The 15,436-nt window shown below is 64.8% G+C and carries 13 protein-coding genes; 2 read left to right on the top strand and 11 right to left on the bottom strand.

What is annotated here, in order from left to right; genetic code table 11:
• Window positions 1-197: 197 nt before the first annotated feature.
• Entirely contained in the window at window positions 198-1,610 is a 1,413-nt protein-coding gene (locus tag V9L17_RS00150) for an MFS transporter (protein WP_337346559.1), read from the top strand.
• A gap of 128 nt (window positions 1,611-1,738) precedes the next feature.
• Here V9L17_RS00150 and V9L17_RS00145 read toward each other — a convergent pair whose 3' ends face one another.
• From V9L17_RS00145 to V9L17_RS00115, 7 genes are all read right to left on the bottom strand, one after another.
• The gene (locus V9L17_RS00145; protein WP_337350002.1) at window positions 1,739-2,470 is read right to left on the bottom strand and encodes a glutamine amidotransferase; all 732 of its coding nucleotides are present in this window, start codon (window positions 2,468-2,470) and stop codon (window positions 1,739-1,741) included.
• A gap of 64 nt (window positions 2,471-2,534) precedes the next feature.
• The gene (locus tag V9L17_RS00140) at window positions 2,535-2,987 is read right to left on the bottom strand and encodes a YybH family protein (protein ID WP_337346557.1); all 453 of its coding nucleotides are present in this window, start codon (window positions 2,985-2,987) and stop codon (window positions 2,535-2,537) included.
• A gap of 20 nt (window positions 2,988-3,007) precedes the next feature.
• Window positions 3,008-4,819, bottom strand: coding sequence for an acetyl/propionyl/methylcrotonyl-CoA carboxylase subunit alpha (locus tag V9L17_RS00135; protein ID WP_337350001.1), 1,812 nt, complete (start codon window positions 4,817-4,819; stop codon window positions 3,008-3,010).
• Between the two features lie 130 nt (window positions 4,820-4,949).
• Window positions 4,950-5,597, bottom strand: coding sequence for a Maf family protein (locus V9L17_RS00130; protein WP_337346555.1), 648 nt, complete (start codon window positions 5,595-5,597; stop codon window positions 4,950-4,952).
• A gap of 9 nt (window positions 5,598-5,606) precedes the next feature.
• On the bottom strand, window positions 5,607-8,132 hold the full coding sequence (locus tag V9L17_RS00125) for an MMPL family transporter (protein WP_337350000.1): 2,526 nt from the start codon (window positions 8,130-8,132) through the stop codon (window positions 5,607-5,609).
• 1 nt (window position 8,133) lies between these two features.
• The gene (locus V9L17_RS00120; RefSeq protein WP_337346553.1) at window positions 8,134-8,823 is read right to left on the bottom strand and encodes a TetR/AcrR family transcriptional regulator; all 690 of its coding nucleotides are present in this window, start codon (window positions 8,821-8,823) and stop codon (window positions 8,134-8,136) included.
• A 66-nt stretch (window positions 8,824-8,889) separates the two neighbouring features.
• Window positions 8,890-9,264 (bottom strand): YbjQ family protein, encoded by a 375-nt coding sequence (locus V9L17_RS00115; RefSeq protein ID WP_337349999.1) that lies wholly within the window; start codon window positions 9,262-9,264, stop codon window positions 8,890-8,892.
• Between the two features lie 164 nt (window positions 9,265-9,428).
• On the opposite strand from V9L17_RS00115, the gene V9L17_RS00110 reads away from it, so the two are divergent.
• Window positions 9,429-9,986 (top strand): hypothetical protein, encoded by a 558-nt coding sequence (locus tag V9L17_RS00110; protein ID WP_337349998.1) that lies wholly within the window; start codon window positions 9,429-9,431, stop codon window positions 9,984-9,986.
• A gap of 83 nt (window positions 9,987-10,069) precedes the next feature.
• Here V9L17_RS00110 and V9L17_RS00105 read toward each other — a convergent pair whose 3' ends face one another.
• The 4 genes from V9L17_RS00105 to V9L17_RS00090 form a co-directional block, all read right to left on the bottom strand.
• A complete protein-coding gene (locus V9L17_RS00105) occupies window positions 10,070-11,518 on the bottom strand; it encodes a dicarboxylate/amino acid:cation symporter (RefSeq protein ID WP_337349997.1) in 1,449 nt (482 codons plus the stop codon).
• 210 nt (window positions 11,519-11,728) lie between these two features.
• The gene (locus tag V9L17_RS00100) at window positions 11,729-13,414 is read right to left on the bottom strand and encodes a DUF885 domain-containing protein (protein WP_337349996.1); all 1,686 of its coding nucleotides are present in this window, start codon (window positions 13,412-13,414) and stop codon (window positions 11,729-11,731) included.
• Window positions 13,415-13,452: 38 nt separating this feature from the next.
• The gene (locus tag V9L17_RS00095; RefSeq protein ID WP_337349995.1) at window positions 13,453-13,680 is read right to left on the bottom strand and encodes an acyl-CoA carboxylase subunit epsilon; all 228 of its coding nucleotides are present in this window, start codon (window positions 13,678-13,680) and stop codon (window positions 13,453-13,455) included.
• The gene (locus V9L17_RS00090; protein ID WP_337346547.1) at window positions 13,677-15,260 is read right to left on the bottom strand and encodes an acyl-CoA carboxylase subunit beta; all 1,584 of its coding nucleotides are present in this window, start codon (window positions 15,258-15,260) and stop codon (window positions 13,677-13,679) included. Before V9L17_RS00090 ends, V9L17_RS00095 begins: the two co-directional genes overlap by 4 nt.
• Window positions 15,261-15,436: the final 176 nt, after the last annotated feature.

Genomic DNA, 15,436 nt, shown 5'->3' with positions numbered 1-15,436 from the left:
TTTGTTAACGCGCTGTGACATTTGCCTATCTGGCCGCTTTAGGGGGCGTGAGGCCCGGAAAAATGAGACACTTTCCAAGTGTCCGCATACTGGACCTTTTGTCCATTGACTGGACGAGCGGAACTAATATTGAACTCTAACTACTGCACGCCGGGCCTCTCCCCACGTCCGGCCGGTTCTGACGAAAGTGTTCATACATGTCATCAACTGAAACCTCGATGGGTCCCGAATCTGCCAAGGCGGTGAACTCGCGCGGTCGGGTGATCGTAGCCAGCCTGATCGGCACCACCGTTGAGTTCTACGACTTCTACGTTTACGCCACCGCCGCGGTACTCGTATTCCCCGCGCTGTTCTTCCCCAACCAGAACGAAACAACGCAGCTTCTGAGCTCGTTCGCAGTATTCGGCGTCGCGTTCATCGCCCGCCCGCTGGGATCGGTCGTTTTTGGCCACTTCGGCGACAAGTTTGGCCGCAAGGGCACGCTGGTCGCGTCCTTGCTGACCATGGGCATCGCCACGTTCCTGATCGGCTGCCTGCCGACGGCGCTCGTTCCGGGCTGGGGATTCTGGGCCCCGGCCCTCCTCGTGGTCATGCGCTTTGCCCAGGGCCTTGCCCTCGGCGGCGAATGGAGCGGCGCGGCACTGCTTGCCACGGAAAATGCCCCCGCCAACAAGCGCGCCATCTACGGCACGTTCCCGCAGCTGGGCGCGCCCATCGGCTTCATCATCGCCAATGTGATCTTCCTCGTCTTCAGCTACGCCCTGACGCCTGCCGACTTCCTGGCCTGGGGCTGGCGTGTGCCCTTCCTGCTGAGCGCCGTTATGGTCATCATCGGCCTCTACGTCCGCCTCAAGCTGATCGAAACTCCCGCCTTCACCAAGGTGATCGAATCCAACGAGGTAGCCAAGCTGCCGATCGGCCGCGTCTTCAAGACCAGCTGGCGTCCGCTGATCCTCGGCACGTTCATCATGCTCGCCACGTACGTGCTGTTCTACCTGATGACCACCTTCACCCTGACCTACGGCACACGTCCGGCCACGCTTGACGCCGCCAAGGCCGCCGCCGAGAAGGCCGGCAAGCCCATGACGGAAGCCGCAGCAGCTGCCTTCGTCCCGGGCCTGGGCTACACCCGCAACGACTTCCTCTGGATGCTGATCGCCGGCGTCGTGTTCTTCGGTATCTTCACCTTGGTCTCCGGCCCGCTGGCAGAAAAATACGGCCGGCGCAAGATGCTGCTTGCCGTGACCGGTGGAATCTTCGTCTTCGGGCTCCTGTTCGTCCCGCTCTTCAGCGGCGGGTTTGTGGGCACCATGGCCTTGCTGGTCATCGGCTTCTCCCTGATGGGGCTGACCTTCGGTCCCATGGGTGCCTTGCTGCCGGAACTGTTCCCCACGAACGTTCGCTACACCGGCTCGGCCGTCAGCTACAACGTCTCCAGCATCCTGGGTGCGGCGGTGGCTCCCTTCATCGCCGTCGCACTCTGGGAGCAGGCGGACGGCAGCCCCGTGCTGGTGGGTGTCTACCTGACCTCCATGGCAGTGCTGACGCTCATCGCGCTGTTCGTAAGCCGGGAAACCCGGGACCTGGACTACGAGAACAACGTGGCCTGACTTCCAGCCCGCTTGGCGCCGTAAATGCCCGGCGTGCTCCTTGCTTTTGCTGGGAGCACGCCGGGCATTTCTGTGTCCCGGAACAGTGCAACTGGGCAGGAACGACGGCGGAAGTCCGGTTGCCGCTGTCAGTTACCGTAACGGGCCACGAAGTTCTTCAGGATGTTCATGGGTTCGGTCGCCGTAAAACGGCGGGCGTTGGCCATCAGTTCCTCAGCCGACTCGGGCGGGAAGTATCCGGCGTGGCGGTAAATGTCGATCCGGGTGACCAGGCCCTCGGCGTCCAGCTCGGGGTGGAACTGCGTGGCGTAGAGGTTTTCCTTGATCCGGAACATGTGCACCGGGCAGGCCTGGGAAGAAGCCAGCAGGACGGCGTGGGCGGGCAGCGAGGAACAGGCCTCCTTGTGCCCGGTGAAGGCGATAAACCGGGCGGGCATTCCGCGAAGGAGAGGATCAGCCAGCCCCGCATCGGTGAGTTCTATTTCCACCGCGCCGAGGGGTTCGCCGAAGGTCCTGTCGATCACGGCGCCCTGGTGTCTCCCCAGCGTCCCGACGCCGTAACAGGCACCGAGGAACGGGAAATCCTGTTCCACTATCCGGTCCAGCAATCCCGCCAGCTCCCGCTCCACGCGGTGTTGCGTGGCGCTTTTGTGCTCACTGGGATCGCTGGACGTGAACGGACTCCCGCCGACGATTACCGCGGAGTAGTCCGCCAGGTCCAGTTCCGGCAGGGGTGCCGCCTCCAGCCTGATCCGCCGCAGCTGCCCGGGAGCCAGCCCGCCGTACCTCAGGTACGCCGCATATTCGTTGTCCGCAGCAGCGTCTTCGGCCCGGGAGGCAAGCAGCAGGAAAGGCTTCACACGCTAAGTGTGCCCGTGGCACCTGCCGGAATCCAGAGGGGCGCGCCGCCGTCAGTGCCCGCCGTCAGTGCCCGGCAGTCCGGTCCGCCGGCTGGGCCAGTGATCGGCGGGACTGTGGCCGGGCGGCAGGGTCGGCGTGCCGGTGGACGAGCTTCCAGTAGCCTTCTTCCCGGCGGAAGACGCTGGTCACCCGGAGCGCGAACTCCTCCGCGACGGCGGCGCCGTCCAAGCGGGCCCGGAAGTGTTCTGTCTCCACGAGGAAGGCGGTGTCGCGGGCGGTGTAGGACGTAATGGTGTCGAACCCCAGCATCTCGCCGTCCTGGAATTGCCGGGAGGCCTGGTCCAGCCGCGCTTCCACCTGGGCCCAGCCGCGGGCAATGCCGCCGAACGGGTTGGCCAGCGTCACGTCCTCCAACCGCGAGTAGAGATCCTTGACGGGCCCGGCGTTTCCCCGCGTGATTTCCGGAACCGCGAGGTGGTAGCGGTCTACTTCTTCTTCAAAACTCGGTGCAAGCATGGGTGCGCCTCCGGCGGTGACTAGTCTTCGATCGTGGCGATGACGGCACCAGCCGACACCGTCTCGCCTGCTGTGGCGCTGAGTCCTGTGATGGTTCCGGAGCGGTGCGCGGTAAGCGGCTGCTCCATCTTCATCGCCTCAAGCACAACAACCAGGTCGCCTTCAGCCACGATGTCGCCGTTGCTGACTGCCACCTTGACGATGGTGCCCTGCATGGGGGAGGCAAGTCCGTTGCCCGAAGCAGCGGCCGCCGCACCGCCTGAACGGGAACGCTTTTTGGACTTCGCGGGCTTGGCTCCGGCAGAGCCGGATCCGAGGGAGCCGAGGGAGGCGGGAAGCACTACCTCGAGGCGCTTGCCGCCTACTTCAACCACCACGCGCTGGCGTTCGCCGGCGTCGTCGGCCTGGGCCTCGGTGCCGGTAGGCGTCCATGCCGGGATTTCACTGACGAAGTCGGTCTCGATCCAGCGCGTGTGGACCTTGAAGGGGCCTTCCGCCGGGGCGAAATCCGGGTTGGTGACCACGGCCAGGTCGAAGGGGATAACGGTGGGAATCCCTTCGACCACCATCTCCTCAAGAGCACGCCGGGAACGCTGCAGCGCCTGGGTGCGGGTGGCTCCGGTGACGATCAGCTTGGACAACATCGAGTCGAAGTTGCCGCTGATGACGTCGCCCTGCTCAACACCGGAGTCAATGCGGATGCCGGGGCCCGTGGGATTCTTCAGGGTGGTGATGGTGCCGGGCGCCGGCATGAAGTTGCGGCCCGGATCCTCGCCGGTGATGCGGAATTCGATCGAGTGCCCGCGCACTTCGGGATCCCCGTAGCCAAGTTCCTCCCCGCGTGCCAGCCGGAACTGTTCGCGGACGAGGTCGATTCCGGTGACTTCCTCGGAAACGCAGTGCTCGACCTGGAGACGGGTGTTGACCTCAAGGAAGGAGATGGTGCCATCCTGGCCCACCAGGAATTCGCAGGTACCAGCGCCGAGGTAACCGGCTTCCTTCAGGATCGCCTTGGAAGATTCATAGAGCCTGCGGTTCTGCTCCTCGGTGAGGAACGGGGCCGGGGCTTCTTCCACGAGTTTCTGGTTGCGGCGCTGCAGCGAGCAGTCGCGGGTGGACACCACAACGACGTTGCCGTGGGCATCCGCCAGGCACTGCGTCTCGACGTGGCGCGGGGCGTCCAGGAACCGTTCGATGAAGCACTCACCACGGCCAAAGGCGGCAGTGGCCTCCCGCACGGCGGATTCGAACAGTTCGGGGATTTCCTCGCGGGTGCGGGCCACCTTGATGCCCCTGCCGCCGCCGCCGAAAGCGGCCTTGATGGCGACCGGCAGGCCGAACTTGTCAACGAATTCAAGGATTTCCTCGGCCGATTCCACCGGATCAGCGGTGCCGGGCACCTGGGGTGCGCCGACCTTTTCAGCGATGTGGCGGGCCTGCACCTTGTCACCCAAGGCGGAGATGGCGTCCGGGGAAGGGCCAATCCAGGTGATGCCGGCTTCGATGACCTTCGCGGCGAACTGGGCGTTCTCCGCGAGGAAGCCATAGCCGGGGTGGATGGCGTCCGCGCCGGACTGGCGGGCGACGTCAATGATCTTGTCCATCACCAGGTAGGACTCGGCGGCGGTGTTTCCACCGAGCGAGTAGGCCTCATCGGCAAGCCGCACGTGCAGGGCATCCCGGTCAGGATCGGCATAGACAGCCACAGAGGCGATGCCTTCATCTCGTGCTGCGCGAATGATCCGCACGGCTATTTCGCCACGGTTGGCGATCAGCACCTTAGTGAGGTTCGACTGCACGGGACTTGCGGACTGCTCCAACTTTGCTGACAAGGCGTCTCCTTCTTTCCTTCAGGGAGCCTAGCGCGATTTTGTGGGGTCCGCCGATATTACTTGCGGAATCCGCGCGTAAACGGGCAGAGCTTTGTAGGGAAGCTACAACTCTCCGGCAAATTGGGTCCCTTTATTCCGTTGGCCAAAGCTCCGTGATGCGCACGTTGGCCTGTGCCAGGAGGTTCCGGAGGGTGGAAACGGACAGCCCGACGACGGCGTGCGGGTCTCCGTCCACCTTCCGGATGAACGCCCCGCCCAGGCCATCGATGGTGAACGAGCCGGCGCAGTGCAGCGGCTCCCCGGTGGCGATGTAGGCGTCAATCTCCTCCGGCTCCATCTCCATGAAGTGGACTTCGGCTGACGCGACCGCTCCGAGGGTGGCGCCGGATCCGGGGTCTGTTGTGCCGTCGTCGGGGGCGGTGTCCCGGCAGTCCACCAGCCAGTGCCCCGTGTGCAGCACCCCACTGTTTCCGCTCATCCGGAGCATCCGCTCGCGGGCGACGCCGGCGGTGTACGGCTTGCCGTGCGCCTCGCCGTCGAACTCGAAGACGGAGTCGCAGCCCAGTACCAGCGTGCCGTCCGCTTCAGGCAGCGCGGCCACGGCCTCTGCCTTGGCCCGCGCCAGCAGCAGGGCGGTATCGTGCGGATCCGTGACGCCGTAGCGGGCCTGGACTGCGTCCTCGTCCACGTCGGACACCAGCACCGTGTGCTGGATGCCTGCCTCGGCGAGGAGTTTGGTGCGGGCGGGGGACTGGGAAGCAAGAATGAGGCGGGTCACCATTTCAGCCTAATGGACAGGCTGGCCGGCCCTGGCCGGGCCGCTTTCCAGGCGTTCCAGCTTGGCGCCCTCCACGTCCACGTCCGGCAGGATCCGCTCGAGCCATCCCGGCAGCCACCAGGTTTTTTCGCCCAGCAGGTACATCACCGCCGGGACGATGGTCATGCGCACCACAAAGGCATCCAGCAGCACGCCGAAGGCCATCGCGAAGCCCAGCGGCCGGACCATGGTCAGGTGGCTGAAGATGAAGCCTGCGAAGACGCTGACCATGATGATTGCTGCGGCGGTGACCACGGCTGCGGCGTGGCTGAACCCGATCCGGACGGCGTGCTTGGCAGAGGCACCGTGCATATAGGCCTCGCGCATGCCGGAGGCGATGAACACCTGGTAGTCCATGGCCAGGCCGAACAGTACGCCGATGAGGATGATGGGCAGGAAACTGAGCACGGCACCGGGGTTGGCGACGTCGAACACGCTTCCCAGCCACCCCCACTGGTACACCGCGACCACCAGGCCGAAGGCGGCGGCCAGGGAGAGCAGGAACCCGCCGGTGGCGAGGAGGGGAACCACGATGGAGCGGAATACCAGCAGCAGGAGGATCAGGGAAAGCCCGACGACGATGGCCAGGTATGGCGGCAGCGCTTCACCGAGTTTGGTGGAGACGTCGATGTTGCCGGCGGTTTGCCCCGTGAGGCCGATGGTGACCCCCGTTTCAGACTTGATCTCCTCACCCCGTTCCCGCAGTTCGCTCACTACCTGAACGGTGCCCGCTTTGGCAGGACCCTCTTCCGGAATGACCTGGAAGACGGCGGTCCGGCGGTCCTCGCTGAGCGCCACCGGAACGGCTGCCACAACGTTGTCCACTCCGCGGATCAGGTCAGCGACGTCGTATTGCAGGGACTGGGCTTGGGTTTCGTCCAGGCCCGCCGGGAATTCGCCCACCACCACAATGGGTCCAGTGACACCTTCACCAAAACTGCGTGCCGTCAGGTCATAGGCGCGGTAGGCCTCGGAGTCGACCGGCTCGGACCCGCCGTCCGGCAGGGCGAGTTGCAGTTGGGTGGCGGGCAGCGCCAGGGCACCGAGCAGGAGCACGCCAGCCACCAGTGCCACCACGGGATGCCTGGTGACGAGTCCGCCCCAGCCACGGGTGCTCTTTTGCTCGTCCCTGGCTTTGTCTGCCAGTTCATGGCCTGCCTCCGCGTTGTGGGCGTCGGCTTTTGCCCATGCCCGCTTGGAGATGATGCGCCGGCCAATCAGCGAAAGCATTGCCGGGGTCAGGGTGAGGGCCACGAGGACGGCTACCGCAACAGTGCCGGCCGCTGCCAGGCCCATCACGCTCAGGAAGGGGAGCCCGGGAACCACCAGGGCGGCCAGGGCGATGATCACGGTGAGGCCGGCGAAGAGGACGGCATTGCCTGAGGTTCCGGTGGCACGGGCCACGGACTCTTCGGGCTCCATCCCGGACCGGAGCTGGGTTCGGTGGCGGTTGACGATGAACAGGGAGTAATCGATGCCGACGGCCAGCCCCAGCATCAGCGCGAGCATGGGGGAGATGGAGCTCATCTCGAACATTCCGGACAGGGCAAACGTGATGCCGACGCCGACGCCCACCCCGATGATGGCCATCAGCAGTGGAAGGCCGGCGGCGATGAGGGTGCCCAGCATCAGGACCAGGACGAGCGCGGCCACGGCGACGCCAATAATTTCGGCGGCGCCGAAGAGTTCCGAGATATCCTCGGTGATTTCCTTGCTGGCCAACGCGGTGACGCCGGCGGCAGAGGTCTCGTGGGCGATGTCCTGGACCTGCTGGCGCACGGCCGGGGTCAGGCCGTTGATGGAGGAATTGAACTGGACCTGGGCCACAGCGGCCTGGCCGTCAGAAGACACAAAGCGGAGGCCAGCGGAGGCCTCCGCCTGGCGCTTGCCAAGGTCCAGCTTGGCCTTGGCGGCAGCAAGCTCCTGCGTGCCGGCGTCGAGCTGGGCCTGGCCTTGTGCCATTGCAGCTTTCTGCTGTCCCAGTTGAGCCTCGATCACGGGGGCCGGTGCCCCCGCTGCCGTGAGTTGCTCCTCCGCTGCGGCAAGCTGCGCCTTGCCCGCTTCCAGCTGGCTGCGGGAGGCGTCCAGGCGGGCCTGGCCCTCGGCGACCTGTTGCTCACCCGCTGTGATGGCCGCTGCTGCCTGGTCCACCTGGTCCTGGGTAGCGAACGGGTCCACTGTGGCTTTGACATCAGGCAGTGTTTCAAGCTTTTTCAGCGCTTCCGTCACAGCGGCGCGGCTCTCGGCCGTGAAGCCGCCCGCGGGTGCTTCGAAAACAATGCTGGCTGAGCCGCCTGATGCCGACGGCAGGTCCTGTCGGAGCTTATCGGCGATCCGCTGGGTTTCGGTACCTGGGATCTGGAAGTTGTTGGATAGGGTGCCGTGGAACGCAGCGGCGGACCCGCCGACTGCCACCAGGACCGCGAGCCAGAGCGAGATGACCAGCCAGCGGTGACGGTAGGAGAACTTGCCGAGCCGGTAGAGCAACAAGGCCATGTCAGAGCCGATCTTTGAGGAGGGTGGGGGAGGAAGAGCGTGCCTGGTTGTCGAAGCCTGCGCCAAGGTGGCCGATGGCATCGATGAGCAGTTGGCGGAGAACGGAAAGGGAGGCTGGGGACAGATCAGCGCCGCACTGGGCGAACCAGACGTCCATCGCAGCCTTGCCGCAGGAGATGACGGAGCCGGCGAGGGCCCGGAGGTAGAGTTCGTCGATGGCCGCCCCGGGCGTCTTGGCCACCCGTTCCTTGGCAGCGGTGATGATCTGCTCTGTGCAGTGATCCCAGGCCTCAAGCTCGGAGCGGACCAGCAAGGAGTTCTGCTGAGTCAGGGTGAAAAGCTCTGCCATGGGGGCGACAGTCATGGGGTCGGCCAGCTGCATGAGCGCTACGCGGGCAGACTCGAGAATGGGCTCCCCGGCGGGGCGCAGCCGGAACTGCTGGAGGGCGTGGTCCAGGAAACCGTTGGTCACCGAAGCCAGGGCCGCCTCGGTGCTGCTGAAGTAGTTGAAGAAGGTGCGCCGCGATATTCCAGCGGCCTCGGCGATGTCCTCAACCGTGAAGTTGCCCGGCCCGCGGCTCCGAAGCAGTTTCAATGCGGCATCGGTGATGGCCTGGCGGGTGGCGGCCTTGTTCTGTTCGCGGCGGGAGGGCGCGGGCGCTGGCCCATCAGTCAGGGAAGAATGGCTCACGTGATTACACTATGTGCAAGTTTGCACTCTGCGCAAGTTGTTGGTTTGGCGGAGACCCGCTGAGCGCTAGCCGGTCTTCGTGAGCTGGATGGACTGGCCAGTAGCCCCCTGCTGGCCCTCCGCGAGCGGGATCGCAAAGACGGCGGTTCCATACGCGCAGACTTCAGTCCAGTTCGTGCCCATCTCGGAGGTGTCAAAGCGCATGGCCACAATGGCGTTGGCGCCGCGCTGCTGGGCCTCCGCCACCATTCGCGCCATGACCTCCTGACGGCTTTCGTACAATGCCCGCGTCATTTCGGGCAGTTCGCCGCCGCCGAGGGAACGGAGGCCGGCCAGCATTTGCGAGCCGATGTCCCGGGAGCGGACGGTCAGCCCCATCACCTCGCCGAACACGGCATCGATCCTGTGGCCCGGAATGTCATTGGTTGTCACGATCAGCATGCTGCCGAGCCTACTCAATTCCGGCCGGGCGTCGGGGGACCTTTCACAGCAGATTGATAGGTTCCCGACAGCTGCATCCGAACCTTGCGCCGGACACTGGGATTATCTCGCAGGAGACACATCACAAGGAGCCGTCACCGGACGGCAGATCCAGGAGACAGTCAATGTCACGCAGAAAGAGAATTGCCCTTGGCCTTTCGGCCACGGCCCTTGCCGTCGGAGCCGGAATCGGTGTTGCCGGCATGGCGTCGGCAACTACCACGCCCACACCTACGCCCAGCGCCAGTTCCAGCGCCTCACCGGACAGCACGTCGCCCATGGATGGTAAAGGGCGGCACGGCGGCCGCGGAGGCGAGCGCGGAGTAGCGCAGGCCTCCGCGCTCGCGGAAAAACTCGGCGTCGAGGAAGCCAAAGTCACCGAAGCGCTGCAGGCTTTCCGCGAAGCCAACAAACCCACCTCGCCCCCGGCTGACGGCGAAAAACCGGACGCAGCGGCCCGGGAGGCGGCGCTCGCAAAGTCCCTGGCGGAATCTTTGGGGATTGAGGAGGCCAAGGTCACCGCCGCCCTTGAGGAGCTGCGCACCGAGGCCCGGGCCGAGAAGGCCGCTGCGCTCAAGACCAGGCTGGACAAAGCCGTTTCGGACGGCATCCTGACTCAGGAAGAGGCCGATGCGGTCACCAAAGCCGTGGAGAAAGGTGTGATCGGAGGAGGCGGCCGCTAGGAACCGGAGTCCCCGGGCCTTAACGGGGGAAGTCCCCGGGAGAATCCCGGGGACTTCCTCTTCAGGCTATGACTGGTGCATCGTTACGCCTTGGCGTCGGCCAGTTCCCGCCCTGTTGCACCGGAAGAAGCTCCCGTGTCCGACGCGGACGGATCTGCGGCGGGCTCGGCGTCGTCATCAATAAACGGGGTGCCGTTGCGCGGCGCGTTGTAGAGGGCTTCATCCAGGATGCCCTGGCGCTTGGCCACAATGGTGGGGACCAGTGCCTGGCCCGCAACGTTAACCGCCGTGCGGCCCATGTCCAGGATCGGGTCGATGGCCAGGAGAAGTCCGACGCCGGCCAAAGGCAGTCCCAGCGTGGACAGCGTCAGGGTGAGCATCACCACGGCGCCGGTGGTGCCCGCTGTTGCAGCTGAACCAAGTACGGAGACGAGTGCGATCAGCAGGTATTGGCTGAAGTCCAGCTGGACGCCGAAGAACTGGGCCACGAAGATCGCGGAGATGGCCGGATAGATAGCGGCGCAACCGTCCATTTTGGTAGTGGCGCCGAGGGGTACGGCGAAGGAAGCGTACGCCCGGGGCACGCCCAGGCTGCGTTCGGTGACGCGCTGGGTCAGTGGCAGCGTGCCCACCGAGGAACGGGACACGAAAGCCAACTGGACGGCAGGCCACACTCCGGAGAAGTACTGCTTGATGGAGAGGCCGTGCGCGCGGACCAGCACCGGGTAGACCACGAACAGTACGAGGGCCAGGCCAACGTAGATGGCGAACGTGAACTTGCCCAGTGAGCCGATGGTGTCCCAGCCGTACACGGCCACGGCGTTGCCGATCAGGCCTACGGTGCCCAGCGGCGCGATGCGGATGATCCACCACAGCACCTTCTGAATGACTGCCAGGGCTGAGGCATTGAGGTTGAGGAACGGCTCGGCGGCTTTGCCTACCTTCAGGGCAGCAACGCCGACGGCGATGGCGATCACCAGGATCTGCAGGACGTTGAAGCTGACGGCGGTGGTGACCGCACCTGATTCCGCAACGGTGGAGCTCGCACCCAGGCCCAGGAAGTTCTTCGGGAACAGGCCCACCAGGAAGGACCACCAGTCACCGGACTTACCGCTGTACTTGGCTTCCTCGGTGATGCCGGTGTTGGCACCGGGCTGCAGCAGGACGCCCAGGCCGATGCCGATCAGCACCGCGATCAGTGATGTGATGGCAAACCACAGCAGGGTGTTCCATGCCAGCTTGGCGGCGTTAGAGACCTGGCGGAGGTTGGAGATGGAGCTGACCACGGCCGTGAAGATCAGCGGCACCACTGCCGTCTGCAGCAGGGAAACATAGCTGGAGCCGATGGTCTGCAGCGTGGCGCCCAGGCCGTTGGGGCTGGTTTTGGTGCTGCCGGTGTACTTGGCCAGCAGGCCGAGGCCCAGGCCCACGATAAGGGCGGCGATGATCTGGAAGCCGAACGAGCCAGCCCATTTGGGCAGCTGGAAGCCGGTCTTTCCTGTGGATTCGGGGGTGCGGGTTTGAGTGCTCACCCGAATACGCTAGGCCGGTCCCACATAGCACGACGAACGGATGTTGAGAAATATTACGCCGCCACTTCACCCTCCAGCGGATAAAATCCCCTGAAATCCGGCGTCACATCAGGTAATTATGAAGTTATTCCCGTCCAGAGTGTGGCAAAAGTCTCGCCATCGGAGCGAGCTTAAGCCGCTGGAAGGTGAGGTTCAATTTCACGCCCGGGCTTAGGAGAGCAGCGCCCGCCGGAGGGTATCGAGTCCCACAGAGCCTACGTTCAGCGCCCGCGTATGGAATTCTTTCAGGTCAAAGCCTGGCCGTGCTTCGAGTTCCGCGCGGATCTGTTCCCACAGCCGCTGCCCCACCTTGTAGGAGGGAGCCTGGCCCGGCCAGCCGAGGTAGCGGGTAAATTCAAACTTCAGTTGCCCCTCGCTGATGGGCAGGTTTTTCTTCAGGAAGTCGTAGCCCGCCTCCGGGGTCCAGGTGCCGGTACCCCACCGCTCCGGAACGGCGAGCTCCAGGTGGACGCCGATGTCGAAGACCACCCGGGCGGCGCGCATCCGCTGCATGTCCAGCATGCCCATGTGGTCACCGGGATCGGACAGGTAGCCGAGTTCCTGCATGAGCTTCTCTGCATACAGCGCCCAGCCTTCACCGTGGCCGGACGTCCAGCACACGTTGCGGCGCCAGTTGTTCAGGAGCTCGCGGCGGTAGGTTGCGGTGGCCACCTGCAGGTGGTGGCCCGGGACTCCTTCGTGGAAGACAGTGGTGGTCTCCGCCCAGGTGGTGAAAGTGTCTTCACCTGCCGGTACGGACCACCACATCCGGCCGGGGCGGCTGAAGTCATCGGACGGTCCGGTGTAGTAAATGCCACCTTCGTCGGTCGGGGCGATGAGGCACTCAAGCTTCTTCATCACGTCCGGGATCTCGAAGTGCACACCGGCCAGGTCCTTGATGGCCTTGTCGGAGAGTTCCTGCATCCAGGCCTTCAGGGCATCGGTGCCTTTGATTTGGCGCGCGGGATCGTTGTTGAGGATTTCCTTGGCTTCGGCGATGCTGGCCGCGGCCTTGATGGTTTCGGCCACTTGTTCCTGCTCGGCAATCAGGCGGTCCAGTTCCTGGACGCCCCAGGCGTACGTTTCTTCAAGGTCAACGGTGGCGCCCAGGAAGGAACGCGAGGCCAGCGCGTAGCGTTCCCTTCCCACGGCATCCTTCTGCGGGGCTGAGGGAAGCAACTCCGTGCGGAGGAATTCGGCGAGGCGGCTATAGGCGCTGCGGGCTGCGGCAGCACCGGCGTCGAGCCTTTCCTGCACTGCCGCCTCCAGCGGCCCGTCGGCAATCTTGGCCTCCGCAGCCAACTTGGCAAAGAAGCCGTCCTCGGCGGCGTACTTCGTGGTTTGCTCGATGACGATGCTGACCTGGCGTTGCGCCGAAACCCTCCCTGCATCACGGGCCTGGCGGAGGGAAGCGATGTAGCCGTCGATGGCATCGGGAACGTTCAGGGCACGGCCCGCGATGTGCTCCCAGTCCTGCGCAGTGGCCGTGGGCATGAGGTCGAAGATGGCGCGGATGTCCTGCGCCGGGGAGGCAATGTTGTTCAGTTCGGCTTCGTCCCAGCCTGACTCACGGATTTCCAGCTGCAGTCCCAGCCGCTCGCGCATGGCATCCAGCGTTACGGCGTCCACGTCGTCCTGGGCTTCCAGCCCTTCCAGAGCGTCGAGCGTCTTCCTCGCTTCGGCGGCAAACTCCGCAATGCCGGCGGGGGAGTAGTCCTGGTATTCCGTCTCGTGTCCCGGCAGGCCCAGGGTGGTGGCGAAGGACGGATTCAATCGGATGAGCGTGTCGGTGTACTCATCCGCTACGGCGTCGATGGCTGTGCGTGGACGGGCGGCGGGCGCGGTTTCAGTAGTCACTCCACGAGACTAACGGTGCCCCTGGCGGTTAGGGAATGTTAGCCGCGGCTCCGCTTCCAGGCGCCCGGGCCGGGTGTGGGTGCCAGCCGCAGCTGCTGCCGGCGCACCCAATGCCGGACGGTGGGTCTGCGGACCTCAGCGGTCTCCTGGCTTTGGAGGGAAAGCACGACGGCGGTCAGCGCGGCGAGCTCCTCGGCCGACGGTTGGCCCTTCACCACGGAAATCAGGGCGTCCGGCGTCTCTGCAACCGGGCTGTCCGCGGTCACAGCGGGATGTTCCCGTGCTTTTTGGTGGGCAGGCTGGCACGTTTGTCGCGGAGCGCCCGCAGGCCCCTGATGATCTGCGGCCGGGTTTCGGACGGCGCGATGACCGCGTCCACGTACCCAAGCTCCGCGGCCTGGTAAGGGTTCAGGAGCTCCTCCTCGTACTGGCGGATGACCTCGGCGCGCCGGGCTTCAACGTCTCCGCCGGCCTCGGCAACGGAAGCGAGATCGCGGCGGTAAAGGATGTTGACGGCACCCTGGGCTCCCATGACGCCGATCTGGGCGGTCGGCCAGGCCAGGTTGAGGTCTGCCCCAAGCTTCTTGGAACCCATCACGATGTACGCGCCGCCGTACGCTTTGCGCGTAATGACGGTCAGCTTGGGGACGGTGGCCTCGGCGTAGGCGTAGAGGAGCTTGGCGCCGCGGCGGATGATGCCTTGGAATTCCTGGTCCTTCCCGGGAAGGAAACCCGGAACGTCAACCAGCGTGATGATGGGGATGTTGAAGGCGTCACAGTGGCGGACAAAGCGGGCAGCCTTCTCAGATGCCGCGATGTCCAGCGTGCCGGCGAACTGCAGGGGCTGGTTGGCCACGATCCCCACAGTGTGCCCTTCGACGCGGCCGTAACCGATCATCACATTGGGGGCGTAGAGCGCCTGCATCTCGAGGAAATGTGCGTCGTCAACGATCTGCTCGATGACGGTGCGCATGTCGTAGGGCTGGTTCGCGGAATCGGGGATGAGCGCATCCAGGGCGAGGTCGTCGTCGTCGACATCCAGCTCCTGCTGGTGCTCCAGGACCGGGGCCTCCGACAGGTTGTTTGACGGCAGGAAGTCCAGGAGCTCGCGGACGAATTCGATGGCATCTGCTTCGTCGGAGGCCAGGTACGTGGAGGTTCCCGTGGTGGCGTTGTGCTGCCGGGCACCGCCCAGGGTTTCCATATCCACGTCCTCGCCGGTGACGGTCTTGATGACGTCGGGGCCGGTGATGAACATGTGGGAGGTCTTGTCCACCATGACCACGTAGTCGGTCAGTGCCGGGGAGTAGGCCGCTCCGCCGGCGGAGGGGCCCATGATGAGGGAGATCTGCGGGACCACGCCGGAGGCATGGACGTTGTTGCGGAAGATGTCCGCGAACATGGCAAGCGACGCGACACCTTCCTGGATGCGGGCGCCGCCGCCGTCGAGGATTCCCACTACGGGGCAGCCGTTGCGCAGCGCGAACTCCTGGACCTTGACAATCTTCTCGCCGTTGACCTGGCTGAGGGATCCGCCGTAGACGGAGAAGTCCTGGCTATAGACGGCCACGGGGCGGCCATCGACGGTGCCGTACCCGGATACCAGGCCGTCACCGAGCGGCTTCTTCTTTTCCATGCCAAAAGCAGTGGAGCGGTGCACGGCGAGCGCATCGAATTCGATGAACGATCCCTCATCGACGAGCAGTTCAATCCGTTCGCGCGCGGTGTTCTTGCCGCGGGCGTGCTGCTTCTCTATGGCTTCGGGGCCGGAGGGCTGTTCTGCACGGGCCTGGCGGTCGCGGAAGTCGGCGATCTTTCCCGCTGTCGTTGTCAGATCGTGGCTCATGAAGTGTCTCCGGCTCTGTAGCTGATGGTGGCTGGTCCTGGGATGCTGCGGCGCATTAAGTAGCTTCCGCACAAAAATAGGACCCTGCTGGCTAGTCTAGTGACGCTATTCGTCGGGACCGCTGTAGAAAACCTACAATTTTCTGCGCTCGAGTGACGCCGACACGCTTGTTACTC

Origin of the sequence: Pseudarthrobacter sp. CCNWLW207 (assembly GCF_037203945.1) — a bacterium.
Classification (GTDB): domain Bacteria; phylum Actinomycetota; class Actinomycetes; order Actinomycetales; family Micrococcaceae; genus Arthrobacter.
Note: the sequence above shows the minus strand (reverse complement) of the source record. Positions and strands in the feature narration are given on the sequence as shown.